This is a genomic window from Devosia sp. WQ 349K1 (genome assembly GCF_016595685.1).
Classification (GTDB): Bacteria; Pseudomonadota; Alphaproteobacteria; order Rhizobiales; family Devosiaceae; genus Devosia.
On the sequence record NZ_JAENGO010000001.1, the window covers coordinates 88,703 to 114,108 of the forward strand.

A 25,406-nucleotide genomic window follows, 5' to 3' on the forward strand; every position below is an offset into this window, starting at 1 on the left:
TAAAGACATGATAACAATGTACGACAGGGAGCAAAGCGGGGGCCGGTTCACCGTGAGACTAACATGGATCGCCTTTCTTCTTTTGGCGCTGCTTTGGGCGAATCCCTCTTATGCTCAGTCGACGCCAGCCACCATCGCACAGCAGGAACTCGTGCGACTTGGCTACAACATTGGCACCGTCGATGGGCTGTGGGGACCGCGGTCCACAGCCGCTATGCTGGATTATCAAACTAAAGGTGATCTGCCTAAGACCGGCCTGCCCGACGCCGAGACGCTTGCACATTTTGCGCAGCCGGTAATTTCAGAGCTGACACCAGCAGGTGTTCCGGAATTTGATATCCCGGACAAACCTGTCGTTTCGAGGCGACCAACCCAGGCTCCGGTCGAACCTAATACCGAAAAGCGGCCGCCGGTCGCGGTCGATCTCCAGCCTGTCGTCACCGCGACGCAGCCTACGCAATCTGCCGATGACTTGATCAAGCCCTTGGCGCAAGTGGCCAGTTCATCAACACCGGTCAAAGAGCCACCTGCTGCGCCAGGGCTTTTGACGTTGATTGGCTGCATCGCTCTGCCGGCACTCTGTCTGTATGGCTATCTGAGGCGGAAGGAGCGAAGGAACTTCGCAAACTCGGTTCGTGCCGAAACAACGCACTCGACAGCGAGGGCGGTCCCGCTTGTTGCCCATACCCCGCGGGGAGAGCTTGCGGTCGAGAAATCACAGAACGCTCAACTCGCCGCAGACGACGGAATGTCCATTCTGCAGCGCGCCGTTCAAAGGGGTCTTGAGGGCGGTGCAGTCCCGGCAATCCAGGACAATCCGAGCGCGGACCATCCGCAAGCTCCGACCCCGTCGGTCGCGACGGGACGGGCTCGCGCCGATGCGCATAATGATGCGGTGCATGAGGTCATTCGCCAGCGAGCAGAAGATGCCCGGCGGCAGGGCAGCGCCGCAGCAGTGCTCAATTTGCCGCAAAGGATCATGCAAATTGCCGCTGTTACAAGGGAAGTGGAAGTCAGCGTCGAACCGCCTTATACTGGCGCTCGCTTCCGTCCGCCGCTGACCGACCCTTCGCCTAAACGAGAGCAATCGACTTGGGTCCGGGCACAGGACGCCGTCGCGATTGGCAAACATCACCTGACGCGAGGTCTGGTCTATGTTGGCGAAAAGCTGCCGACCCAGCGGGGCTGGCCGCACCGGGACAATTGCCTCATTGTCCCGTCGCTGCAAGTTGCGCTACGGGCTGACACTGCCGGGCAATATCTGGATTACTGGCCGTCCTATGAGACTTTGGCGCCATCCTCGCGCAAGGCCTATCTTGATTGGCTGGCGTCTGATCGGGCCGATCCAGCGACACAGATCGGATATGTGTTTCTCTATTTCTATGGCCTCGAACGGCGGCTGATGCTCGAAGGGGCGACCGACGAGCGTGACGCAATCATTGCAGAAGTCGAACGGCTGCTCGCAATCTACGGGGCGAACCACTCGTTCCATCGTTACGCGGCCAACCTGCTGGCGGCCTCTGGGATGCTGAGCGGCAGCGACAACCAAAGTTTGCGCGACGTAGAGATTGTCGATGGTGGAGTTCCGCCTGCCGTCCTGATCGAGCTCGGACGACGCGCGTCTGGTGGTCAGCCGATCAACGCCGATCTGCTGCTCTCGCTGGTGGTAAACCATCCTGAAACACGCCTCAGGACGCCGACGCGGCGGCTTTTCCACATGGTCCGCAAGCGTTTCGCGGAACGTATGGCGGCTGAATTTCCCGAGGGTCTCCGGGTGACTTTGCCTAAACGCACGCCAGTTCTGGACCTGCGCTATCGCAGTGCCAGCAACACATTCGATGTTCCGTTGATCACTGGCAGCCACGCCCTGCCAGACCTGGCTGCCCTGCCTGCGCCGCTGGTCATCGCGCGGCGACTGATCGATGAAATCAGCGACGAACTTGATGGCTATTCCCGTCAGATCGGGCGGACCGGGGAGAGCGCCAAAACGCTAGCGAGCCTCGCCAAACTGCCTCCTGCTTTAGCGCTGGAAGAGGCCATCACATTGCCAGGCGATCCGTTGGAGCGACTTTCCGCTCTTGCAAGCAGTCATCAAATGGTCAAGTGGACCGATCTGGCTGGGTTGACGGGCCACGACGTGGACGGCAGTGCCAAAACAAAGCTCAAGGAAATCGCGCAATGCGTCCGGACCTGGAATTTCGGCATAGTTCCTGACCCAGCTTTTACGCCGAAGATCATTTCGAACTGGGAAAATGTCGGCGTGTTTCGCTGGTCCGACGAGGAGCCCATGCCAAATACCGCAAGCGTGCAGTACCAGTTGGCCTATATTTCCCTGGCGCTCGGCGTCGTCGTCGCCAAGGCCGATGGCGAGGTCAGCGAGGCAGAACGTAAACTGCTGGCCAAGGTCATCTTGGAAAGCCCTGGGCTCAATGGCAACGAGCGGCGGCGACTTGTCGGCAATGCACGTTGGCTGGAGGCCAATACTCCGGCGCTGGTCGATATGAGGCAATGGCTTCGCGATGCATCGCCCACTTTCCGGCAGGCCATCATGGCCAACCTGTTTCCGGTCGCAAATGCCGACGGACGGTTGGCCGGCGAGGAGGTCGCAGCACTTGAGGCGGTTTCCAAGTTGCTCGGCCTAGACAAGCAGACCATCTATGACGGCCTGCATGATTCAACACGGCGCAGCGACGACGACCCTGTGCTTGTGGTTGCGGCCGGGGTCGAACAGGGAACCGCGATCCCGCGGAGCCCCGGCGCCACATCAGGTATCGATGTCGCGCGGCTTGCGGCTATTCGCGCCGAAACACTCGGAACATCGCGGATCCTCAACGACATTTTTATGGACGATGCCGGGCCGGCTGAACTGGTGGCGGCTGAGATATCGGCTTCGGATGGTGCCCTCGATGTTCGTCACCGCAGCCTGCTGGAGACTTTGCTGTCGAGACCGCAGTGGACCAAATCCGATTTCGAGCAACTAACACGCCAGGCAGGCTTGTTGCCCGGCAGCGTTCAGACGAAACTGAATGAATGGTCGCTCGAAAACTATGAAGAATTGGTGCTTGAAGGCAATGATCCTGTCATGGTCAATAGTACCGTAGTTCTTGAAAGCGCATGAATGTTATGACGTCCAAACCAACCATCAGACCCCGCGATCGCGATACCATCATCCAAGCGCTTCGGGCAGGGGTGGTGCCACGGCTGGGATTGCAGCATATCCAGGTCGGTCGTCAGGGCGAGATCGAGGCCATCGTTCGCGACATTGATCGCGTGGCGAACGGCGGTGCGTCTGTCCGGTTCATCATCGGGTCTTATGGCGCGGGCAAGACCTTCTTCTTGTTTTTGGTACGCCAGATTGCTCTGCAGCGAAAGTTTGTGGTGATGCAGGCCGACCTGGGTCCCGACAGGCGCATCCACGCCACCGGCGGGCAGGCTAGAACGCTCTATGCCGAGCTTGCCCGAAGCCTTTCGACGCGCTCCTCTCCCGATGGCGGTGCCCTGCGCGCTATTCTTGAGACGTTCATCGCCCAGACCACCGAATTATTCCCTGGAAAGCCCATTGAGACAGCAATATCTGCACGCCTTGCCGGATTGCGGGAAATGGTCGCGGGATATGACTTTGCCGCCGTGGTGGCGGCCTATGCTAGGGGCTACGAAGAGAGCAACGAGGCGTTGCAGGATGCTGCGTTGCGCTGGTTGCGGGCAGAATACACAACCAAAACAGAGGCTCGTGTCGATCTTGGGGTGCGGACTATCATCGATGACGCCTCGTTTTACGACGCATTGCGCCTGATGGCCAAGTTCGTACGGATCGCAGGCTTTTCCGGATTGCTGGTCAGCCTCGACGAGATGGTCAACCTCTACAAGCTGCAGAATGCCCAGGCGCGCAAGCAGAACTACGAACAAATCCTGCGTATTTTCAATGACGCCCTGCAGGGCACCACCGAGGGTCTCGGCATCCTGTTTGGCGGCACGCCGGATTTCCTGCTCGATACGCGGCGCGGTATCTATTCCTACGAGGCGCTGCAGACGCGCCTCGCCTCAAACAGTTTCGCCACGGGCGAGTTGATCGATCTCACCGGGCCGGTCATTCGGCTTCAGAGCCTGTCGGTGGAAGAGCTGCTGCATCTGCTTGAGAGATTGCGCGACGTTTTCGCCGCCGGTGATAGTTCTGCCTATCTGGTTCCCGACGAGGCGCTGCATGCCTTCCTCGACTACTGTCACACAAAGATCGGCGAGGCCTATTTCCAGACGCCACGCAACACAGTGAAGGCGTTTGTCGATCTGCTGTCGATCCTCGAACAAAACCCTGGCCTGAGCTGGCAGGAGCGTCTTGGCCTGCTCGATCTCAAGCTCGACACGGGCGGCGAGGACGATCGCGCGCTGCCCGAGGATGACCGGTCGGACGATGACCTCGCAACCCTTCGCTTCTAACCCCTCGACAACCGCATTCGACAGCCTGGCAGAGCCGGTTCGCAAATGGATATGGACCCAGAAATGGGCTCAACTCCGCGATGTCCAGACGCAGGCCATCCCGAAAATCCTCGAAGGCGGCGATGTCATCGTCTCCGCTCGCACCGCCGCAGGGAAGACCGAGGCGGCGTTTCTGCCCCTGATAACGCGCGTCCTCGCGAGGGGAGACGATCGGCCAACCGGCTTTGATATTCTCTATGTGGCGCCGCTCAAGGCACTGATCAACGATCAGCACCGAAGGCTGGAAGGCCTGCTAGAGGAGTGTGGCCTTCCGCTGCACAAATGGCATGGCGACGTCTCTTCGGACGCTAAGCAAAGGGCCAGAACCCGGCCGTCCGGGGTTATTCTAATCACTCCGGAATCCCTTGAGGCCACTTTGGTCAGGCGCGGGCGGGAGGTCGAAGGCCTGTTCTCAAATCTGTCCGCGGTCGTCATCGATGAGCTCCACGCTTTTGTCGGACGTGAGCGTGGCATGCAGTTGCAATCGATTTTGACCCGCATTGAGATCGCCTGCCGTCGCGACCGGATCGACCGGATCGGGCTGTCGGCTACGCTCGGCGATATGGGCATGGCCGCCGATTTCCTAAGGCCGGGGCGAGGTCAGAATGTTTCGCTCGTCGAGGGCTCAGACGCTGGCAATGGCCTCAAACTCCAGGTCCGCGGTTATGCGAAACAACTGGCGCCACCCCCTGAGGACGGGGAGGCAGCACCGTCGGCCAGGCCATCAATCGTGCATGACGCCATTGCGGATGACCTGTTCGCCTACCTGCGCGGCCATACCAACCTGATGTTTGCCGGCTCGCGGCAAAAAGTGGAGGCCTATACCGACGCGCTTCGCGAGAAATGCGAGGCCAATGGACTGCCAAATGAGTTCTTCGCCCACCACGGCAATCTCTCCAAGGGCGAACGGGAAGACGTCGAACTGCGCTTGCGGGATGATCCTCGCCCGACGACCGCTGTTGCCACGACGACCCTTGAGCTCGGCATCGATGTCGGTGACGTCGAGACGGTCGCCCAGATAGGGCCCGGGTTCTCGGTCTCCTCGCTGCGCCAGCGTCTCGGTCGCTCCGGCCGTCGGGCCGGCACGCCCGCCGTGTTCCGAATGTTCGTCGTCGAGCCAGGCCTTCACGCCGGTGTTCATCCAACCGAGCGGTTGCGGCTGGATCTGGTTCAGGGCATTGCCATGGTCGAGGCCATGCTCAAAGGGCTGTGCGAACCGCCCGACAGCGCGGGCCTCCACCTGTCGACGCTGGTACACCAGACGCTGGCGTTGCTGCTGCAATCGGGCTCGCTGCGTCCCGGCGTCGCTTACCGCGTGCTCTGCGAGGCTGGCCCGTTCCAGACGGTCAGCCGCGACATGTACGCGCTGCTGCTGCGGTCGATGGCGTCGTCGGAGCATCAGCTCATCGAAATGTCGAGTGATGGCAATCTGATGCTTGCCGCAGGCGGCGAGGCGCTCTCTGCAGGCCATGAGTTCTATGCGGTGTTCGAGACCCCGGTGGACTACCGGGTGCTGCACGGCGCGCACAATCTGGGGGCTCTGCCGATGGACCATGTGGTGGCCGAGGGCCAGACCATCATTTTTGCCGGGCGGCGTTGGCGGGTCATGACGGTAGATGACAAGGCGCGCGTCATTCTCGTGCAGCCAACTAAGGCCGCGCTGCTGCCGACGTTTGGCGGCAATGGCGGCGCTATCCATGACCTTGTGGTGGAGCAAATGCGTCTGCTGCTGTCTGGGACGAACGTCCCCGTCTATCTCAACGGCACTGCACGGCTCATGCTTGAGGACGCCCGCGCGGCCTTTCTCGAACTTGGCCTCGATCGGCGGGGCCTGATTCAGGTCGGGCGGGATGTTTACGTCTATCCCTGGGCTGGTAGCAAGCGTCTGGGCACCCTAAGCGTCGCGTTCTTGGCCCAGAAGTTCGTCGTCGCGGCAGGTCACCACCATCTCGAAATCGAAAACTGCGCGCCTGAGGCAGTCGACGCCGCGTTGCGGGCATTGATCGTGGCGCCGTTCCATACTGCCGAGGAGCTGGCAGCACTCGTGGCCAAGCCGGAGATGGCCAAGTTCGACAGCTTCCTGAGCCTGGAGCTGCTCAACCAGGTCACCATCGCCGAACGGCTGGATGTCCCATCCCTGCCTTACATCGCCCAACGCTGCTTCACGCCAGCCGCTGTGACCGGCTGAACTGGGCTCTTCAGCCTATAGCCTGATCAGGTCGAGGTCCGAACCGAGTTCGCTTCTGGCGATGTCGACGACGCTTTGATGGTGGGTGAACATGATGGGCTGCAGACGGGGCGAGATGGCGGCCAGGGCACGCAATCCTGAGGCAGTGCGATCGTCGTCGAAGGTCTGGAACAGGTCGTCGCCGATAAACGGGGCCGGCTCGTTGCGGGTGGCATAGTCTTCCAGAAAGGCCAGCCGGAGCGCCAGGTAGAGCTGGTCGCTGGTGCCTTCGCTCAGCGCCTCCAGGGCCAGACGCTCACCACTGGCGCGTATTGCCCTGAGCCGGGGTTGGTCCGTTTCGTCGAAATCCTGTGCCAGTCCGGTGAAGGCGTTGTGAGTCAGGCTCGCAAAGATGGTGCCGGCCGCGGCCATCAGGGGGTCAGCATGGGTGGCGCGTTGGCGATCCATAGCGGCTGCCAACAGTGTCGAGGCGAGCGTCAGCACCACCCATTGGCGCGACACTGCGACGATCTCGGTTTCGGCAGCGTGTTTCTGAAACGCCGCCAGTTCTGCGCCAAGGCGGTGCTCCAGCGCCTCCCGCCGCCTCCGGTGGTCGCTTTGCAGCGCTGAAAGGGCGTTCAAGTCCTCGATCAGGGCAAGATCCTGCTGTTCCAGCAAGTCGATGTCGATCGAGGCTTGGACTCGTTCAAAATTGGCAAGTTCGGCGTCGATTTCGCTGCTGTCATGGCCTTCGGCGAACGCTGCGAAGCGTTGATGACTGGCGGACAAACGCTCGACAATGGTGGCGCGGTCTTGCAGGCGCGTGATGACCTGCGGCAGATCGGTTCCGGCGGGCAGACTGGCGCAGCCTTCTTCTAATGCCGTCCGAGCGCTTGCAAGATCGGCGGCGGCCTCGGCTAGAAAATCCGTCGCCTCGGCCAGCTTGAGCGCAATTTCGCGGCGCTGCTGGTGCGCTGACCTTGCTGTTTCGGCCCGCTCGCGCAACCGCGCAATAACGACTTCGGCCGGCAGGCCAATGAGATCCGCTGCGACGGCCCGCGTGAGTTGGCCGGTCTCGGTTTCAAAGAGTGCGATATCGCGCTGCATGCCGAGCACCCGGCGCTCGCGATTGTTCTGCTCATGCAGCAGTGGCGGCAACTGTCCCCAGCCGGCGATTGCGACCTCGGCTTGTTGCACGGAGACTGTGGGCTCAAGGCCAATTCCCGGCAGCGCTTCAGCGAACTGCCGCTGCCAATCTGTTTCCTGGACCTGCAAGTCGCCCAGTTGTTGCTTGAGCGCCTCGCGGCGACGGACGCTGTCCTGCCGCCGACCATCGAGCGAGCGCCTCTCGGTCCACGCCTCCGAAAGTTGGGCAAGCCGCGCCTCGATCGCTCTAACCTGACTGGCAGTTGGCATTCTGATGTCGGCACCGAGCCCGCTTGCGGTTGCCAGAGACTGCAACACCGGCGCCAGCTCGGCATCACGACGATCTTGCTCCGCAAGCTCATGCTCGAGCAGCAGCAAGTCGTGGCGCCGTGCGAGCAAGTCGCCGACGGCTGCCAGCCACACGCTCATCTCGCGGGGCGACGCAGGAGTGACGCCGACAGGCACGAAGATGGCCCGGTAGTCCGCCTCAGCGGCGGCACGTTCCACCGAAAGGCGACCAAGCTCGTCCGCCAACTGGCGAGTTTCGAGCTGGCGCTCGGAAAACCGCAATTTCAGGTCCGCGAGACGCGACACCCGTTCGACGTCGGCAAACGCCGCATCGGCTCTCTGGTCGGCCAGACGCACCTGCCGTTCATAATTGGACGTGGCCAAACCGGCCTCTTCTGCCGGCAGTTGCGCGCTGCTGTGCAGCAGTGCATCGCGCAGGCGAACAAACAGTTCGTCGCGGTACTGCCGCACTGCTGCGATGGATTCGGCAGAAGGCAAATCCCGGTCGGGATCTGCCTGCGCTAGTTGCCCTGCGAGCCGCTCAATCTCGGCTGCGGCCAGGCGCTGCTTTTCGGCAGCCAGGCGCTCCGCCTCACTGGCCGCGGTGAGAGCCTGTTGATGTCGCGCCAGCGTCTCGGCGGTGGGCATCGCAACAATGGCCAACTGGTCGAGGTCCGACACTGGCGGTTGCAGTCGAAGCGCTGCCTCGCGTTGCGAGCGGGCAGTTGTCGCCGCGCGCAGGGTCAGCTCGTCGCGACGCTCCAATGCCCTGATTTCCGGAGCCAGAGCCGCCAGGCGGTCGCGCAGCGGCTTGGGATCGGCCAGGAACGCGGCAGGGCGTTCGGTCTCGAGAGCCGCTGCCGCGGTTGCTTCATCGCTGGCGCGCTGCAGCAGGTTGGCACGCTGGCTGGCCAGTTGCCGGCCGGCACTGGCCAGATCGGCGACCAATTGGAGCGCAGCATCGGAGGGCTGTCGGCGCTGCATCGTTTCGTCATCGGATAGGCCAAGGCGTCGTGTTAGCTGTGCGATCTGCCCGCGATATTCCGACAGTTCGGCGTCGACACGCGGCAGGTCGGAGCGCTTGCTGACGAAATCGCCGGACTGGGCAAACAGCGTCAAGATAGTCTCTGCGTGGGCCAGCAACGGCTCTTCGACAGTGATCGCGGCCAGTTCGGCTGTCGTCCGGGCAACTGTCTGTTCGATCAGGGCATGCCGCGCCAAGGCCTGCTGGTGCCTCGCCAGGCGCTGCTGCAGGACAGTAGCAAAATTGGCGGGCAGCGCGTCCAAGTCGCTGAAGGTAGCCTGATGGGCCAGGTCGGCGTCTATCTCGGCCTTGATCGGTTGCAGTTGCCGCAGGCGCTGCAACTGGTTCACCTGGCGGCGGGTCTGCACCCGATTGTCTCGGATGGCCTGCAGGCCGGTTTCGGCATCGGCAATGGCCGTCAGCAGCTCTTTCCATTCCCCCGATTTCAACTCGGTGTCGCGCTCCAGCCGACGCGCCTCTTCATGCCGCTCCAGCACCTGGTAGAAGGTGCGATCCTTGGCGGCGCGCTTTGCAAAGATGGCGTCGGCACTGCTATTGAGGCGAGCGCGCAGCGCCGACAGCCCGGTCAAGCCCGACGCGGCCGCGAAGAGCAGGCTGCCCAGTTCACCTTCACTGCGCAGCATCTCGTGGGCACCGGCCCGCAGACGGGCCGAATCGAGGCCGAAGGCACGCTGGAACACGTCGCGCGACAGAGCACCGACAAAAGGCTGCAATAGGTCATCGCGCAAAGCCTGCTCCTGCTCGTCATCACTCAGCAGGGTATTCTTGCTGCCACGGCGGCGGCGGAACGACACTTCGGTGCCAGCGCTGTCCCGCAGCGTAGCGCCTACCCGCCAAGTCACCGGATCGCGAAGAAAGCCGGCCGGCTTGGACCTGCCAAAGCCGAACAGCAGATCAGCAATGGCGGCAAGTGCAGAGCTCTTTCCCGCCTCGTTGGCTCCATAGACCAGGTGCAGCCTGGCGCCGGGACGAAACGCCAGCTCGCGCGCGTCGAGCGCGCCATATCGCAGCAGATTGAGACGCTCGATCCGCATCTATGCGCTGTCCCCTATGCTTTGGATCAGCAAGTCACGAGCCTCGGCCAACAGCAGGGCAGGGTCATCGCCCAGTGGTTGCTCGCCCGCCCCCAATCCTGCGGGCAGCTTTGCAGCAATTTCGCCGATGATTGCCCTGGCCTGTTCCAGCATAGCCGGATCCACCGCGAGGGCAGCCAACAGCCCCTCCATATCCAGCCCTGCCAATGAAGGAGCGGGGGCTGTGACGCGTGGTGCAGTCACCGCCAGGTCTAGCTTTTCGAGCCAGATATCGGGATGCAGGCGATGGCAGGCTGCCTGGATTTCGTCGACCAGCATGGCGCGCTGCGCCAACATCCAGGCGCGCAGCGGTGTCGATCCCGTAAGGCGCACGCGAATGGCGAGCAATTTGCCTTCGGCGGAATCAACCGTCGTAGCCAGCGCGTTGGTCAGCAGGCGCAGAATATCGGCAAGGCTCTGCGCCGCGGCGATATCGATCTCAAGCACTGCCCAGCGCGCCTCATCGACCAGTATCCGCTCGACACTGGCGACCCGGCTGTCTTCGACGGTCACCAGCACAGCGCCACGCGGACCGGTTTCACGAATGCTGCGGCCCTGCAGATTGCCCGGAAACACCACCATAGGCTCGGTGCTCACCACCTCGTGCTCATGTACATGCCCGAGCGCCCAATAATCATAGCCGCGGCTGCGTAGATCATCGAGCGAGCAGGGGGCGTAATTGGCGTGCGGCGGGCGGCCGGTTAGCGAAGTATGCAGCACACCAATGTTGAACCAGCCGGCGACGGGGGGCGGATAGGCAAGCGCCAGGTTTTCGGTCGCCGAGCGGTCTGCGAAACCCTGTCCATGCAGGGCGAGAGCGAGTGCCTCGATGCGGAAACTGGCGGGGCGGCGCGTGTCGAAGGAAAAAACGCTATCGGGCAGCGTGATGGATTTCGTGACGACACTTTCGGCGTCGTGATTGCCCTTGAGCAGATAGACCGGGATATTCGCCTGGGCGAGCCGGGCCATTTCGCGGTTGAAGAAAAGGCCGATGGCATTGTCCTTCCAGTCACCGTCGTAAATGTCGCCGGCTATGACGACGAAATCCACCGCCTCGGCTATGGCGCGTTGCACCAGCCCCGAAAACGCCTGCCGTGTCGCCTGGGCAAATCGAGCCGCAACCTCAACATCCTTCAACGCCAATCCTTTGAATGGCGCGCCCAGATGCAGGTCTGCAGCGTGCAAAAACCGGAATGAGGTCAAAAACAAAACGCCTTCATTTTTGGGATTCGGAAGTGGGTAAAAGCAAGAAACCCAGGGAAAATTCAGAAGGCTTATCTTAGTCGGATCCAATTAAACGAGAAAGGTTCCATGTCGCCTATCCACGGGCTTCCATAACTGCAATCGACCGGATAGCATCTGGGCAAATCGCATTACCCGCTCAGGGACATAAACAAAAAACATCGCGATATTTCACGGTATTTCTACCGGCGGGGGCACGGGTGGGCAAATTTATTTGGAACGGCTTGCTGCGGACAATTGCCTTTTGGGCGATCATAGCAGGTACCGTATATATGGTCGACATGCTGACGCAGCTCGACATTGGCATGATCCGAGAGAGGGTCGGTGCGGTGCTTGGACCGGTCATTCAAGGGCGCGAATTTGCCGCCGACAGCATAGCCAACCTCAGCCAACAGGACTTCGCCTTCTCGCTTGCCGGGTTGCTCGGGGCCTTCGGTGCCGGGTTGCTGCTGGCGTTTATAGCCCTGTACGCGATTGCGATCCGTTTTTCCCTTTGGCGTATCGGACGGTCATTTCGACCCAATGAGGACGACCGGCTTGGCTTCGCTCAAGCGTACGAAACTACGGTTTACCCGAAGCTACGGCGCCACCCGATTATCGGGCACGCTTGGCGGGAATTCGATGAAACGCTGCTCAAGGGCGAAGTAGAGAAGGGGGGCGTCATTGGAAATACTGTTCGCCCGCACAGCTTTATCAACTACGGGCTGGTTCGCGAGCGCCTGATGGGCCTCAAGATGATCAGCAGCATCCCCGGCTATTTCGTCGGTATCGGCCTGTTGCTTACCTTCACGGGCATCGTTCTGGCGCTGCACAAAGCCAGTGAGGCAACAACGGCATCGCTTATCAGCAATGATACGCCGGCAATGATGACGGCGATGACCGACCTTCTGGGCGTCGCGTCTTTCAAGTTTGCCACATCGATCGCCGGGCTCGGCGTATCCATTATTCTTGCCCTATTGTTCAAGGTGATCGTCATCGGCATCGAAGCGAGCTTTGCGCGGTTCTGCGAGCGGGTGGAAGCACAGCTCCGTTACACTGCTCCCCAGTCGATTGCCGCCGAGATGAATGAGACGGCCAAGGAGCAGAGCGCCCAACTCAAGGAAATCAACAGCGACCGGTTTTTCTCGCGCATGGGTGAGCAATTTGCGCCACAGGTCGCTGGTGCGCTTGAGAGCGCCATTGCGCCAATGACACAAAGCATAGACGACGCCATGAAGGCGATGTCGAGCCAGAGCCAGACTGGTGTCGGCGATATGATTGAGAGGTTCTCCACCACGGTGCAGGGCAGCGCCGGAACGGAACTCAAGCAGCTAGGCGAAACGCTGGCGAAAATGCACACGACGCTTGAAACGACACAGAAGGGATTGCACGGCACAGGCGAGGAATTCGCCAGCCGGATGAGCGAAGCGGCCAACGCTCTGCGAGAGACTTTTGACCGCGCCAACACCAAGCTCGACAGCGATCTGGGCTCGGCAGCATCTGGAGCCTCTGCCAAGGTCGAAGACGCCATGGGTCGCGTCATGGAGCGACTGGAGGGACAAGTCGGTACATTGATGGCAGGCCTTGCGGCGTTTGGCACAAGCAATGCCGCCAATCTGGACAACACCGCGAGCAAGGTGGCCGCAGCCCAGCAAGCCGCGGTAGATGGTATTGCCTCGGCATCGAGCGAAGCGGCAAAGGCCCTCGAAGCGGGGCTTGGCGAGGCGCTCGGGCGCGTTGCGGCCGAGATCGAACGCTTCGCGGTTGCCATGCGTTCTGGCGAAACGGCGCTGGCGCAGCAGGCGACTGCTATCGAAGCGGCGACCGAACAAACCAGGCAGGTTGCCGGCTCGTTCACCCAGACTGCTAGCGATGTGAGGACCGCAAGCGGCCCACTGCTACAGACCGGGGATCGTATCGCCAAGGCATCAGAACAGATGGGCGTGTCGATCGAGCGCGCCGCCGGTAGTCTTGAAACCGGAAACGCCGCAACGACCGCCCTGGCAGCGTCACTGACCGGGCAGTTGAGCGACCTGCGAGAGATATGGGAGAGCTACAAGACCCATTTCGACCGGGTCGATGTATCGCTCGGCCGAGCAGTGGAGCAGCTTGGCCAGGCCTCGGACGGCCAGTTGCAGACCATCAAGCGCTACGCCACCGAGATGAATTCCGACCTAGCCACAGTGATGAACAGCTTCAAGCCGCTGCTCCAGGATTTGGAGCAGAACGCGGATTCTATCGCAGAAAGTGTCGCTGATCTCGCCAAGACGCTGCCTCGTCTGGCAGCGGAATAAGCCATGGCCTTTATCGAGGAAACCGGATTCGGTTCTGACGGCCACGGCGAAGAGGACGAAAACTACTTCATTTCCATGACGGATATGATGGTGGGGATTCTCTTCATCTTCATCATTATGCTGATGGTTTTCGCGCTGAACTTCAAACAGCAGACCGACGTGTCAGAGGACCGGTTCGAACGGCTTGAAGAAGCGCGCCGACAGGCCGAGATTGTTGCCGACCGGCTCGACATATTGAAGGAGCAGGTGCAGGTCGAACTGCAACAACTCGATAAATCCGAACAGGTCCGCTCGGCGATGCTGCAGGATATTCGCGCACGTCTGGTCGCCCAAGGACTAGACGTGCAAATTGATTTGGCAAACGGCGTGCTTCGCCTAACGGAAGACGCCGTTCGGTTTGAACCCAGCAACGCCGACCTGGACGTGACTGCAGCCGACAACGTGCGCAAAATCTCTTTGGTCCTGCGGGAGGTGTTGCCGATGTATGCAGCCTGCGCAACGAGCGTGAATGCCTGCGGCGGCATTTCTACGGCAACATCGGTCGAGACGGTCTTTATCGAAGGTCATACCGATGTGACCGGACGCGACGACAGCAATTGGCAGCTTTCGACGCAACGGGCGGTCAACACCTACCGTGTAATGACCGAGGCACAACCCCTCCTTCGGGAACTGATCAATCGTGCGGGGCGAGAAATTATTTCGGTATCCGGATATTCCTCGACGCGACCCGTCAAAGACGAATCCAACAAGGCGGCGTGGGACACTAACCGGCGTATCGATCTGCGGTTCGTAATGGAAGTGGATGATAGCGAACGCCTCAAGGAGGTGCTGGCGCTGACCGACCAGATGGAGGGTCAACTGTTCGAGCTGCGCTCGGCTATCGATGCTGCCGATGTCCCATAGCCTGCAAGATGCCATAGGCAACCTCAGCCAGCGCCTGTCGCTTGGCGACAGACTCATGACCGAAGACCCGCCGCTATCGCGCCTGGCCGCCAAGCTTGCGCAGGATGGCGGCACAACGGAGCTTCGTCCGCCCAAGGATTACGATGCGGTTGCACGGGAAATATTGGCACAACTAGCATCCGGCCTTCATCTCGACACTCGGCAGTTGCGCGATGCTGCCTGGTGCCTGTGGAGTACCACGCCTGCCATCGTCGGCCAGCAGCGAGAATTCAGCGCGTTGCTGCTGCAGATGCAAGCGAGCGACAGCGCCCGTCCGTTTCGCACGCTCGCAACATCCTTCATGGCCTCCTACACCGCCGATCAGGCCGGCAGTTCGGAAGTGGCCCAAGTCCTGGGAGGTCTGTCGCAGCAGTGGGGCGGGCCATGGGGCCAGGTGCACAAGGCCTATAAGCTATTCGACCTGACGAATGGACCTCAAGCTCTCGCTTCAGCGGTCATTGCGCAGGACAAGCCCGCCTCCGATATCCTGAAGGCGGCGGGGATCGGCGCTATCAGCGCGCAGTCCGGTTATGCCAAGGCAATCACCAGCGCCCTGCTCGATCAACTTGCGCAGAGCCGGGATATAGATCACCTGACGAGGCTGGCCCGAATTCAGCGCTATGCGATGACCGCGGAGGGTAACCCTATCTACGGAGACCAGCGCCCAAATCTTGTCGAGGCGCTGCTGCGACCGTTTGGGACTGGCAAAGTTGAGAAAACCATCCGCGATCTGTTCCTCAAGATCGTACTAGCGCTGATGGGAGACCCGCGACTCAAGCCGGGCAATTGGAGTCTTGTGCCGACGGCATTGCGCGAGATGGTGCAACGCTGGCTCACCGAGCAATCGCTCCGCCAATTCCTCGATATCGTCGATCGAACGGCCGACGATAGCATGTGGCCTTATCGGCGGGCATTCTGGGAAGGCGTATATGACCGCGGGCTAATCGGCGATGCCTGGGTTGCCTTCGGCCCGGATGGCCAAAGACAGGCGAGGAACGCATTCGGCAAAGGCGCAGAGTTCGCCGTTCTGGCGGCTGAAGGACGGCAGGTAGAGTCCGGTCATGCCGTTCTGCTGCTGCGTATCGGCAACGGAGTGGTGGCGGATTGGAGCCACAATGGCAAATGCAACATCTGGTCCAATGCAGACAGCAAGACAGCCCCGAAGCTCTTCAAAAAATCCTACGGCTCCGACGAAATCCGCATCCACAAAGGCACCGGAAATTACGAGACTGAAGACCTGATGAGCCTGATGCATATGAGTTCTCCCACCTACAACTGGCAGGGTAAGGTCGCAGAGCGGCTGCGCAAGATGACAGGGATCCGCCTTCAACAGTCCGACTACAGGTGGCCATGATGTCACTTGCCTTCACCACGCGCCCTACACCCACCGGCGCCACCATCAGCCTGGTCGAAAAATCCCTGTTCAAGCGCAAGCCAATTGCTTTCGACGCCTGGGAAAGCCTAGACCCGTCTGAGCAGGCGGCAATCCGCTATCTGCGTCGCCTCGTCGAGGAGGGTCATGCTCGCTCATCGGGTGACGACCTCGCCGTTGATGGCGTGGCTGTTGTTAACCTGCCAACCCGACTTACCGAGATATTGAATGTCGCGCCGATTGCCTCGCTAACGTTGGGCTTGTCGATCGAAGATCGCGTCGAGAGCTCCAAGGGCCAGATCCGGCTGGCGTGGCAGGATAAAAGCGCTCGCAGGACCACTCCCACTCTAACCGGGCCGTTCGTTGCGCTGGGCGACAACCTGACGGGGCGACTAGCCGCACCGATCTTTGCCTTGCTCGAGGCCGTGGCAATCTACAACCAGTCGCTGGGGCAGCCTGGTGAAGCCCGGATCAAGCCCTGGCTCGGCGTACAAAGCGCGCTCGAACAGCTCACGGGCGAAGCCGTCACGACCGACAGGACGTTGCAGAGCCTGCGTATTTATCAGGCAGGCGCTTTTGCACTGGACGTGCGTGAAGCCGCTGGCGGCCCGCAAATTACGCCGATCCTGATGGCGCACGGTATGCGCCAATCACTGGCCGATGACGCCGATGCGCCTGAGACGCAGAATGGCGAATGGTTCGCCGACACGTCCGCCTCCAGCCTGCCGGACAACGAAAGCGACGCGCTGCTTGTGCCGGAGCTGCAACGCGCATTTGTGAACTCGTTCGTCCAGCAGGCTGGCAAGACCGCCCCGGCCATCAAGATCTCTGGCAATACATATGTGGTCATAGCACCCGAGCTGCGAGCGGCGCTTGATGTCGTCAAGGCGGCGCGTCAGTCGCCCGAAGCCGAACGCCGAAGCTTCATAGCCAATCCACGGGCCTTTCTCGACCGCGAAATCGGCACGCTGGGCGACGTCGAACTTGGATCGGTGTTTGTCGAGACGCACCAATACTCCGCTCGCGTGCTGGGGCTCGGACGCTGGGAAAAGCCGAGCCTGGACTGGCTGACCAAGCAAAATACCAGTTGGCTACCGGAGAGATTCCTGCTGGTTATCGGCAGCAAGACTGTCGAGCTAGCCCACGAGGACATTGAAGTCTTCAAGTCCACCGTTGAGTTGGCGATCCAGGATCACGCCGAAACCCTCAACTACAAGGACGATTGGCTCGACACATTGCTGGCGATCGACGCGCTGGGAACGCTGAAGCATTTCGGTGAGCAACAGCAGCAGGAGCTGCAAGGCGACCCTGACCCCGAGGCGACGGACGCCGGCGACCCCGTCATCAAGCCAGACACGGATGTTCTGCTGATAAACGACAATATCGATGGCACAGCGTTCCAGGCCCAGATTGTTGTTCGCAAAGCGTCGCTGCCCAAATCACTGCCGATCCACCTACTGCGCGCCAATCAACCCAAACCCCATCAGAGCGCGGGATTTGACTGGCTGCTGGGCGCCTGGGTTTCGGGCACGCCGGGCGTGCTTCTGGCCGACGACATGGGGCTGGGCAAGACCTTCCAGGCACTCAGCTTCATGGCGTGGTTCCGAGCCAACCAACAGGCGTCCGGTGCCAAAACCCAACCGTTAGATGGTCCTATCATTATCGTTGCACCCACGGCATTGCTGCTGAATTGGGAGAAGGAGGCCGACCTTCACCTTGTCGCCGGCAGTCTCGGCCAATGCGTAAAAGCCTTCGGCAAGGGGCTGAGCGAACTCAAATCGAAGAAAACCGATGTGGGCTGGACGCCAGAGGATGCCCTGGATGTAGACGCGCTGCGAGATGCCGATTTGATATTGACCACTTACGAGACCTTGGCGACCTACCATCGCGCCTTCGCACGAGTGTCGTATTCGCTCGGTGTGTTCGACGAAATGCAAAAGGTCAAAGCGCCGGACACGCTCAACACCCACGCGCTCAAGGCACTCAACGTCGATTTCGTTGTCGGAATGACCGGAACGCCGATCGAGAACCGGCTGGAGGATTTGTGGTGCATCATGGACCGGATCGAGCCTGGCTACCTTGGTGGGCTGCGCGACTTTTCCAAAACCTACAACACGAATTCGTCCGAGCCCTTGCAGGCTTTGAAAGCCAAGCTTGACCAGCCCCGACCCAACGTACCAGCGGTCATGCTCCGGCGCATGAAGCAGGATATTCTTGAGGGACTGCCGAGCAAAACCCCGAAGTCCTATCCCGTTTCCATGCCCCCCGAGCAAGCCGACGCCTACGCCAAGGCCGTTGCTGCCGCCAAGAGCGGCGAGCGGACCATGGGGGCAATGCTCACCGCTATCCACGCTTTGCGCGGCGTCTCGCTGCATCCCGGCGGCGGCAAGGGCATTGATGTGTATGACCCCGAGGCCCGACGCAGATGGATTGCTCAATCGGCCCGCGTTCGCACCACTCTGGAAATTCTTGGGACTATCCAGCGGTCTGGCGAAAAGGCACTGGTGTTCATCGAAGATCGCGCCATGCAATCGACCTTCGCCACCGTTGCAGCCGCGGAACTGAACTTGCCAAGCGAGCCTGAAATTATCAATGGCGAGTTGCCTGGGGACAGGCGACAAGCGATCGTCGACCGGTTCCAAGGCCTGCCTCTGGGCTTTGCATTGCTATTGCTCTCGCCCAAGGCCGCCGGCATTGGCTTGACTATAACTGCGGCCAACCATGTGATTCATCTGAGCCGGTGGTGGAACCCCGCGGTCGAGGACCAGTGCAACGATCGCGTCTACCGAATTGGACAAACCAGGCCCGTCACCATTCACATCCCAATCGCCAAGCACCCCGTCTTGGGCGATGCGTCTTTCGACGTGAAACTTGACGCCCTGCTGGAACGCAAACGCACCCTGTCGCGCGATATGCTTGCCCCGCCGATATCGGACAGCGATGTCTCAGATTTGTTCGGCAGTGCTGTGCAATAGACGTTCTCGCTTTACTGGCGGGAGCAAAACCAGTCCACGCCGCCAGCACATTCAAGAAAGAAGTCGGTCTCCAAACTGCCCCAAGCCGGCCATGGCTTCCTAATACGGTAATTTGCAAACATGGCAGGGCCTCAGCACTAGAGATAGTGAACGCCTTAGAGCCGGCGCAAATGATCTTTGTTGCGTTCCCACTGTTGGGCATACTGCAGCACTATTCAGGTTGCACGAAGTGGGAACATTCGTTGGCGGCATTGAGCAGACAGCTGGCCTGTCACGCCGGAGGTCGCGGGTTCGAGCCCCGTCTCTCGCGCCATTTTCTTTCATTGAAATTGTCGCATTTTCACACTCTCAGACGCAGTCTGTAGTGTTCTTGTCTTTCGCACTTCGATCCCAATAGTACAGCCTTGGTTGATGGCGATTGGGCTGAGTTATGGATTTTCGGAGACCGGATGCCGAGCGCCAGCGCTGCCGGTTTTGATACAATATCCGCTTCGGAAGCTAGGGTGTAGGGGGCTGTTTGGACCTATATAGCTACCGTTCTGAGGCGAGCTTGGTCATCCCTGTTGCGGCTGGATGAGGTAGCTTGGAATGCGGGATGTGGGTGTGGTCACGGACGCTTCGAGTACTTTTACGGTGCTGACGAGCGCTGCTTGGAGGTGGTGGACCATTTCTTTCGCAGCGGTCGCGTCGTCCCCCTTGTAGAGTGCCTCTAGGATTTTGACGTGCTGCTCTGCGGAGGGCAGTATTTCTTCGTCGTTGAGATAGCGCTCGAAGGTGAGATGCGTCGCGATCAGGGGCAGTTGGCTGCGCTCAATGATCTGGCGGAATTGGGCGTTTGAGCACGCTAGGACGATGTCGCGGTGTAAATCGTTTTCGAGCTGGACGATTTCCGCCTCACTTGATGCCGTGCCACGCGCGACGAGTGACCGAGCTCTGTCCAAGCGGACCTTTATGTCCTCTTTTTCCAGTGACCTAGCGCCTTGAACCAAGGCGAGCGGCTCAAGCACCGAGCGCACTTCATAGTGTTCTTCAACATCGCGGACCGTGAGCCGCGGCACGTACCAGCGGCCATTATTGCCCTGCTGGACGAGGCCGACGCGCTCAAGGCGTGTCAGCACTTCGTGCGCCACAGTGCGGCTGACGCCAAAAGTTTCCGCCAAGCTGGTGCCAACGATTTGGAAGGGGCCATAGGCCATGGAGGCGGCCACATCGCGCTCAACGAGCGGATAGAGACGGTCACGCCAGCCGCGTTGCTGCATTTCGTCGAGCTTGTCGGCCTCAAGCGATAGTCCCGCTTCGAAGAGATCGAGGCGTAGTGGGATATTGGTCTTTGAGCCGACCAGAAATCCGCGACCATCAAAGCTGCAGATCAAGCCGTCTTGGGCCAGCTTTTCCAGAGCCGCTGCAGCAGGCGAGCGGCTGACACCGAAGGCTCGGGCAATCGCGGATTCTGTCAGCACTAGGCCTTGGCTAAAAATGCCGCGCGTCAGGTGATCGTGCAGCACTGCGTAAATGGCATCCGAGCGTTTTCCGGGTGCCGTTGGGCGGCTATCAACCTGTGGCGAGATTTCTATGATCCTCAGCTTTGAGTGGGGCGATCTGGACTGCTTCTTCGAGGATGAGGTTTAGTCGACGTGAAAAACTTCTTCCGTCGATGCCCACCATTCGCCCGGCTCGCGCGTGGTCAGTGGTTCCTGCTTTGGCCCGCAGACCGCCCACCAGCGTTGCGTTTCTGGATCCTCCGCCATTTTGGCCATGTCTGCCTCATAGTCTGAGCCGATATACTCAAAATACGAGAACATCAAATTCTCAGGCTCGCGCAGGAAAATCGAATAATTGGTGATGTTGCAGGCTTCAATTTTGGCCAGCACACCGGGCCAAACCGCAGCATGGAGCGCCTTATAGTCCGCAATGTCTTCCGGCTTGACGCCGATCACTGAGCCCACACGCTTCATCGCGCAGCCTCCAGGCGATAGATCCGCTTGGCATTGCCGTTGAACAGTTTTGCGCGATCGCTTTCCGCCGCGCTGGCGGTGATGTCGAGGGATGCCTCCACCCAGCGTTCCAAACTGCCGTTGAGCAGCAGCACCGGATGGTCCGAGCCCCAGACAACGCGATCCCAGCCGAAAACCTCGATGAGGTGTTCAACATAGGGCTTGAGCGTCTCAGTGCTCCATCCCGCCGCAGCGTTGACAGCAATGCCAGAAACCTTCGCTGCAACATTGGGCAGGCTGGCGATCTTCTTTAGCCCCACGCTCCAGCTCTTAAAACCCTCATTGGCGATATCGGGATTGCCACAATGGTCGAGAACAAACTGGACTTTTGGAGCTGAGGCCGCGAGCTCATAGGCGAGATGCAATTGGTTGGCCCGCACGCAGAGATCAAAACTCAAGTCTGCCTCTGCCAACAGCCTCACATTTTCCACGAACTGCGAACTCTCGCTCAGCTCATCGGGCATGGTGTGTAAAATTCGGCGCACGCCTTTGACGTGGGGCAGGGATTGTAGTGCCTGAACATGTTGGGCGAAATCCGCATGTTCCGGCCGTCCTGCGGCAATCGCCCCGATCACGCGCGGATGTGCGGTCGCCATAAACTCGGCTTCGGCGAGCATTTGCCCTTCGGCAACATCCGCCTCCATATGCAGCGCCGCGACGATGCCCAGCTTTTCCGCCGTCGCAAAATACTCATCGGCCGTCCACGCACGATCTATCGCCGGATAATTGGCCAGCCAGGGCACATCAAATTGCGGGCGGTAGACCAGATGCAAATGGGTATCGATGATCTGCATGGTTCCTCCTAACCGAGCAAATGGCGTGCTGGATTAGACAGCGGCTTGGCCAGCAAGTCGAGATTCTTCTTGAGATTTGAAAGCTCTGCGCCGCCTAGCAGCACACTCGCGACGACGTCCTTGGGTCTCGTTAGCGCAAATTGCAGCGCTGCATGGGCCAATTCGGTGTCAGCTGCTGAAAATTGGTTTTCGAGCTCTGCGACCTGCTGCAAAACATCTGGCGACGCGGGCGCATAGTCAAACCAAGCACCCGGTTTCGGCCCAACGGCCAAAATGCCCGAATTGAACACGCCCCCCAGCACCAGCTTGGTGCCTTTTTCCCGGCACAGCGGCACCAGTTCCGCCTCTGCCTTGCGGTCGAGCAAAGTCCAGCGGCCCGCCAGCAGGATCACGTCCAGTGCATGATCTTGTAGTAGCTCAAGGCACACTTCCGTTTCATTGACGCCCAGCCCATAGGCGCCGATAAGGCCCTTGGCTTTCAGCTCCGCCAGATAGGGTAGCCCGCTTTCTAAAAGGTCCCGCATATGGGCCGGATTGTGCTCCGCCCCGAGCATGTAAGTTCCAATATCATGCACGAGCACGATATCGATCTTCTCAAGCCCCAATCGCTCTCGACTGCCTCGAAGGCTCTTTTCTATTCCGGCGGCCGTATAGTCGTAGTGCACATCATTGGGCAGTGGATCGATAAATCCATAGGCTTCGGCGCGCTGCGGGCCGGGGGTCAATACCCGCCCCACCTTGGTCGAAACCCCAAACTGATCGCGCGGCTTGCCCGCCAAAAACTGTCCCAAGCGCGCCTCGGATCGCCCACTGCCATAGCGCGGTGCGGTGTCGAAATAACGAACGCCTCGATCCCACGCGAGCTGCAAAACCTGTTGCGCCTGCTCATCGCTAATCGCAACTGCTAGGTTCCCGATTGATGCGCAGCCCATTGATATTTCGCTCACTTCGACCCCGGTCGAGCCAATGCTGCGCCTGTTCATTCCCGCCCCCTAACGCACAATGATATGCGTGCCTTCGCTGGTCTGCTTTTTGATGGCATCCCAATCCCAATCAATCCCCAGCCCCGGCTCCTCAGAGGGCACGGCGCGCCCATTGCGGATCATCATGCCGGTATGGGTCAGGCCGTCGAGCTGCGGAATATATTCGACCCACCGACCATTCGGCACAGCCGAGCACAGCGACACATGGAGCTCCATCAAAAAGTGCGGGCTGACTGCGACGTTAAACGTCTCCGCCAGATGCGCCACCTTCAGCCAGGGCGTGATCCCGCCGACACGCGCCACATCGACCTGCACGATGGAACAGGCACGACGCTGCAAATATTCCCGGAAATGGGAGGGGTGATAAATCGACTCTCCTACGGCAATGGGCAGTGTGGTCGACGCGGAAAGCCGCTGGTGCCCATCGAGATCTTCGGCGGGCAGGGGCTCTTCATACCAGCCAAGATCAAGCGGCTCATAGAGCCGCGCGCGACGTATGGCTTCGTCAACGCTCGCGCCCTGATTGCCATCGACCATGATCTCGAAATCGGTTCCTAGCGCATCCCGTACCGCCGTCAACCGTTTAACGTCTTCTTGCGGCGGACGCCCGACCTTAATTTTAGAGCCGCCAAAGCCGGCCTCTTTAGCGCGCAGCGCGTCTTCGATGAGTTCAGAAGGCTCGATGTGCAGCCAGCCGCCCTCGGTGGTGTAAAGCGGCACGGAGCGCTGCGCGCCCCCGGCCTCCTTATAGAGCGGTCGGTTTGCCCTGCGACAGCGCATATCCCACAGCGCGGTATCGATTGCCGCCAAAGCCAAGGCAGTAATCGCGCCGACGGCAGTCGCGTGGGTATGGAAGAAGAGCTTTTTCCAAATCTCTTCGATCATCTCCGGGTCATGCCCAATGATCTGTGGCGCTAGGTGCCGGGCAATCAGATCAACGATGGCATGGCCGCCGGTGCCGATGGTGTAGCTGTATCCAGTGCCAACCTGGCCGTCGTCGGAATAGATCCGGACAATGGGCGTCTCTTGGCTCACAAAACTCTGAATGGCATCGGTCCGTTTCACCTTCGGCACCAGATCGACCATCAGCACCTCAATGCGATCGATTTTGCTCATGCGAGCACCTCCTCCGGCGATGTTTCGGAATTGTGGATGGCAGCAATGATTTGGTTGCTCATATTTTTGTAGACGTGGTCGTTCTTGTACTGACCGGCTATGGCAAAATCCTTCATCACTACGATGTGGTCAGCCAGCGCGATCATTTCCGGCATATCGCTCGATATGACGATTATGGTCATGCCGCTATCGGCCAGTTCCACGATCAACTCGTGAATATAGGCCTTGGTTTTGATGTCGATGCCGACGGTGGGTTCATCGATAATCAGGATGTCGACCTCAGCCGCCAGCCATTTGGCCAGCTGCACTTTCTGCTGATTGCCGCCGGACAAATTGCCCACCAATTGCTCTAAGCTTGGCGTACGAATTTCTAGCCGCGCGGCTAGTGGTTTGGCCGCCGCCGTTTCTGCACCCGCATGAAGGAAACCCAAGGCATTGGCCAGGCGTCGCCAGATGGTTACAGCGATATTGGAGCGGATCGGGTGCGAGAGGATCAGTCCTTCGCTTTTCCTGTCTTCGCTGAGATAGCCAATACGATGCCGGGTGAGGGCCTCCTCGACGGATGAAATCCGCACCGGCTTGCCATCAATTTTGACGACGCCTTTGGTAATCTTTGCATCACCAATCAAGGCTCGAGCCAGCTCCGATCTGCCCGCACCAACAAGGCCGTAAAGGCCAACGATCTCGCCTTTCTTGACGTAAAGCGTAACGTCCTTATGGCCTAGGCTCGTTGAGATGAATTGCAGCAAGAGTTTGGTTGGCGTGTTCTCGGGCAGGTTACGGTTTTTATAGTCCGTTTCCTTCTCTTCGCGCCCAATCATCAGGGACACGAGCTTGCCGCGTGTCATCTCCGACATAGGCTCGCCACTGGCCGCAATCTTGCCGTCGCGTAGCACAGTCACACGATCGCAAATGGCAAAAACTTCTTCCAGCTTGTGACTGACAAAGACGATAGCGACGCCCCGATCTCGCAATTGCCGCAATAGGGCGAACAGGGCGTCGGCCTCCGTTTCGCTGATCGAGGCGGTTGGCTCGTCTAGCAGCAAGACCTGCGCTTCGTGGCGCAGCGCCTTCGCTATTTCGACAATCTGCATCTGCGCTACGGAAAGGTTCCGCACCTGCGTATGGGTGTCGATTGGTAACCCAATGCGATCGAGATATTTGCGCGCTTCTGCATGCGCCGCCGCATAATCGACAAGCCCGTTTTTGCGCGGCAAATGCTCGAGCACGATGTTCTCGGCCACGCTGAACCGAGGGATCAGATTGCGCTCTTGGTGCACCGCCGAGATGCCGTGGGCAATGGCGTCTCGTGGTGCATGCAGCTCAATCGGCTTGCCGTTGAGCAGAACACGTCCACTGTCCGGCCGGTGAACGCCCGTGATGATTTTGATCAGCGTTGACTTGCCCGCGCCATTCTCGCCCATCAGGGCGTGAATTTCACCCGGACGAAGGTCGAGTGAGACGCTGTCGAGCGCCTTAACGCCCGGAAAGGCTTTGGTTGCCCCTTCAATTGACAGCACCAT

Annotated in this window: 15 protein-coding genes; 7 read left to right on the forward strand and 8 right to left on the reverse strand. The window is 60.0% G+C overall.

Going from position 1 to position 25,406, the window contains the following annotated elements:
* The first annotated feature begins 52 nt into the window (after positions 1 to 52).
* The 3 genes from JHL21_RS00360 to JHL21_RS00370 are packed head-to-tail and all read left to right on the forward strand — an operon-like array spanning position 53 to position 6,661.
* Entirely contained in the window at positions 53 to 3,118 is a 3,066-nt protein-coding gene (locus JHL21_RS00360; protein WP_200211208.1) for a TerB N-terminal domain-containing protein, read from the forward strand.
* Between the two features lie 5 nt (positions 3,119 to 3,123).
* Positions 3,124 to 4,434 carry an ATP-binding protein gene (locus JHL21_RS00365; protein ID WP_200211209.1) on the forward strand — a complete coding sequence of 437 codons (1,311 nt, stop codon included), beginning with the start codon at positions 3,124 to 3,126 and terminating at the stop codon, positions 4,432 to 4,434.
* Positions 4,409 to 6,661 (forward strand): DEAD/DEAH box helicase, encoded by a 2,253-nt coding sequence (locus JHL21_RS00370; RefSeq protein ID WP_200211211.1) that lies wholly within the window; start codon positions 4,409 to 4,411, stop codon positions 6,659 to 6,661. Before JHL21_RS00365 ends, JHL21_RS00370 begins: the two co-directional genes overlap by 26 nt.
* Positions 6,662 to 6,676: 15 nt before the next feature.
* On the opposite strand, the gene JHL21_RS00375 is transcribed toward JHL21_RS00370, so the two are convergent.
* Together JHL21_RS00375 and JHL21_RS00380 are read right to left on the reverse strand one after the other, a co-directional pair.
* Entirely contained in the window at positions 6,677 to 10,153 is a 3,477-nt protein-coding gene (locus JHL21_RS00375) for a YhaN family protein (RefSeq protein WP_200211213.1), read from the reverse strand.
* On the reverse strand, positions 10,154 to 11,395 hold the full coding sequence (locus JHL21_RS00380; protein ID WP_200211214.1) for a DNA repair exonuclease: 1,242 nt from the start codon (positions 11,393 to 11,395) through the stop codon (positions 10,154 to 10,156).
* 239 nt (positions 11,396 to 11,634) lie between these two features.
* Between JHL21_RS00380 and zorA the strand changes: the two genes are divergently transcribed.
* Genes zorA through JHL21_RS00400 form a run of 4 tightly spaced genes read left to right on the forward strand, consistent with a single transcriptional unit; the run spans position 11,635 to position 18,996 of the window.
* Positions 11,635 to 13,707, forward strand: coding sequence for an anti-phage ZorAB system protein ZorA (gene zorA, locus JHL21_RS00385; protein ID WP_200211215.1), 2,073 nt, complete (start codon positions 11,635 to 11,637; stop codon positions 13,705 to 13,707).
* Positions 13,708 to 13,710: 3 nt separating this feature from the next.
* Positions 13,711 to 14,610: an OmpA family protein gene (locus tag JHL21_RS00390; protein WP_200211217.1), complete on the forward strand. Its 900-nt coding sequence runs from the start codon at positions 13,711 to 13,713 to the stop codon at positions 14,608 to 14,610.
* A complete protein-coding gene (locus JHL21_RS00395; RefSeq protein WP_200211219.1) occupies positions 14,600 to 16,003 on the forward strand; it encodes an EH signature domain-containing protein in 1,404 nt (467 codons plus the stop codon). The genes JHL21_RS00390 and JHL21_RS00395 overlap by 11 nt, the downstream gene beginning before the upstream one ends.
* Positions 16,000 to 18,996, forward strand: a complete 2,997-nt coding sequence (locus tag JHL21_RS00400) for a DEAD/DEAH box helicase (protein WP_210338821.1) — start codon at positions 16,000 to 16,002, stop codon at positions 18,994 to 18,996. Before JHL21_RS00395 ends, JHL21_RS00400 begins: the two co-directional genes overlap by 4 nt.
* A 554-nt stretch (positions 18,997 to 19,550) precedes the next feature.
* Here the strand turns inward: JHL21_RS00400 and JHL21_RS00405 are convergent.
* The 6 genes from JHL21_RS00405 to JHL21_RS00430 are packed head-to-tail and all read right to left on the reverse strand — an operon-like array spanning position 19,551 to position 25,406.
* Positions 19,551 to 20,579, reverse strand: coding sequence for a GntR family transcriptional regulator (locus tag JHL21_RS00405; RefSeq protein ID WP_302052354.1), 1,029 nt, complete (start codon positions 20,577 to 20,579; stop codon positions 19,551 to 19,553).
* Positions 20,580 to 20,621: 42 nt separating this feature from the next.
* Entirely contained in the window at positions 20,622 to 20,951 is a 330-nt protein-coding gene (locus JHL21_RS00410) for an L-rhamnose mutarotase (RefSeq protein WP_200211223.1), read from the reverse strand.
* Positions 20,948 to 21,784 (reverse strand): amidohydrolase, encoded by an 837-nt coding sequence (locus JHL21_RS00415; RefSeq protein WP_200211225.1) that lies wholly within the window; start codon positions 21,782 to 21,784, stop codon positions 20,948 to 20,950. The genes JHL21_RS00410 and JHL21_RS00415 overlap by 4 nt, the downstream gene beginning before the upstream one ends.
* A gap of 8 nt (positions 21,785 to 21,792) precedes the next feature.
* Positions 21,793 to 22,767, reverse strand: coding sequence for an aldo/keto reductase (locus JHL21_RS00420; protein WP_200211227.1), 975 nt, complete (start codon positions 22,765 to 22,767; stop codon positions 21,793 to 21,795).
* A gap of 9 nt (positions 22,768 to 22,776) precedes the next feature.
* Positions 22,777 to 23,883, reverse strand: a complete 1,107-nt coding sequence (locus JHL21_RS00425; protein WP_200211228.1) for a mandelate racemase/muconate lactonizing enzyme family protein — start codon at positions 23,881 to 23,883, stop codon at positions 22,777 to 22,779.
* Positions 23,880 to 25,406: a sugar ABC transporter ATP-binding protein gene (locus JHL21_RS00430; protein ID WP_200211229.1), complete on the reverse strand. Its 1,527-nt coding sequence runs from the start codon at positions 25,404 to 25,406 to the stop codon at positions 23,880 to 23,882. Before JHL21_RS00430 ends, JHL21_RS00425 begins: the two co-directional genes overlap by 4 nt.

Bases quoted from the DNA above. Each gene is read 5' to 3' on its own strand.
- JHL21_RS00365 (WP_200211209.1), top strand. From the start codon at position 3,124: ATGACGTCCAAACCAACCATCAGACCCCGCGATCGCGATACCATCATC.
- JHL21_RS00370 (WP_200211211.1), top strand. From the start codon at position 4,409: ATGACCTCGCAACCCTTCGCTTCTAACCCCTCGACAACCGCATTCGAC.
- JHL21_RS00375 (WP_200211213.1), bottom strand. From the start codon at position 10,153: ATGCGGATCGAGCGTCTCAATCTGCTGCGATATGGCGCGCTCGACGCG.
- JHL21_RS00390 (WP_200211217.1), top strand. From the start codon at position 13,711: ATGGCCTTTATCGAGGAAACCGGATTCGGTTCTGACGGCCACGGCGAA.
- JHL21_RS00395 (WP_200211219.1), top strand. From the start codon at position 14,600: ATGTCCCATAGCCTGCAAGATGCCATAGGCAACCTCAGCCAGCGCCTG.
- JHL21_RS00400 (WP_210338821.1), top strand. From the start codon at position 16,000: ATGATGTCACTTGCCTTCACCACGCGCCCTACACCCACCGGCGCCACC.
- JHL21_RS00410 (WP_200211223.1), bottom strand. From the start codon at position 20,951: ATGAAGCGTGTGGGCTCAGTGATCGGCGTCAAGCCGGAAGACATTGCG.
- JHL21_RS00415 (WP_200211225.1), bottom strand. From the start codon at position 21,784: ATGCAGATCATCGATACCCATTTGCATCTGGTCTACCGCCCGCAATTT.
- JHL21_RS00420 (WP_200211227.1), bottom strand. From the start codon at position 22,767: ATGAACAGGCGCAGCATTGGCTCGACCGGGGTCGAAGTGAGCGAAATA.
- JHL21_RS00425 (WP_200211228.1), bottom strand. From the start codon at position 23,883: ATGAGCAAAATCGATCGCATTGAGGTGCTGATGGTCGATCTGGTGCCG.
- JHL21_RS00430 (WP_200211229.1), bottom strand. From the start codon at position 25,406: ATGGTGCTGTCAATTGAAGGGGCAACCAAAGCCTTTCCGGGCGTTAAG.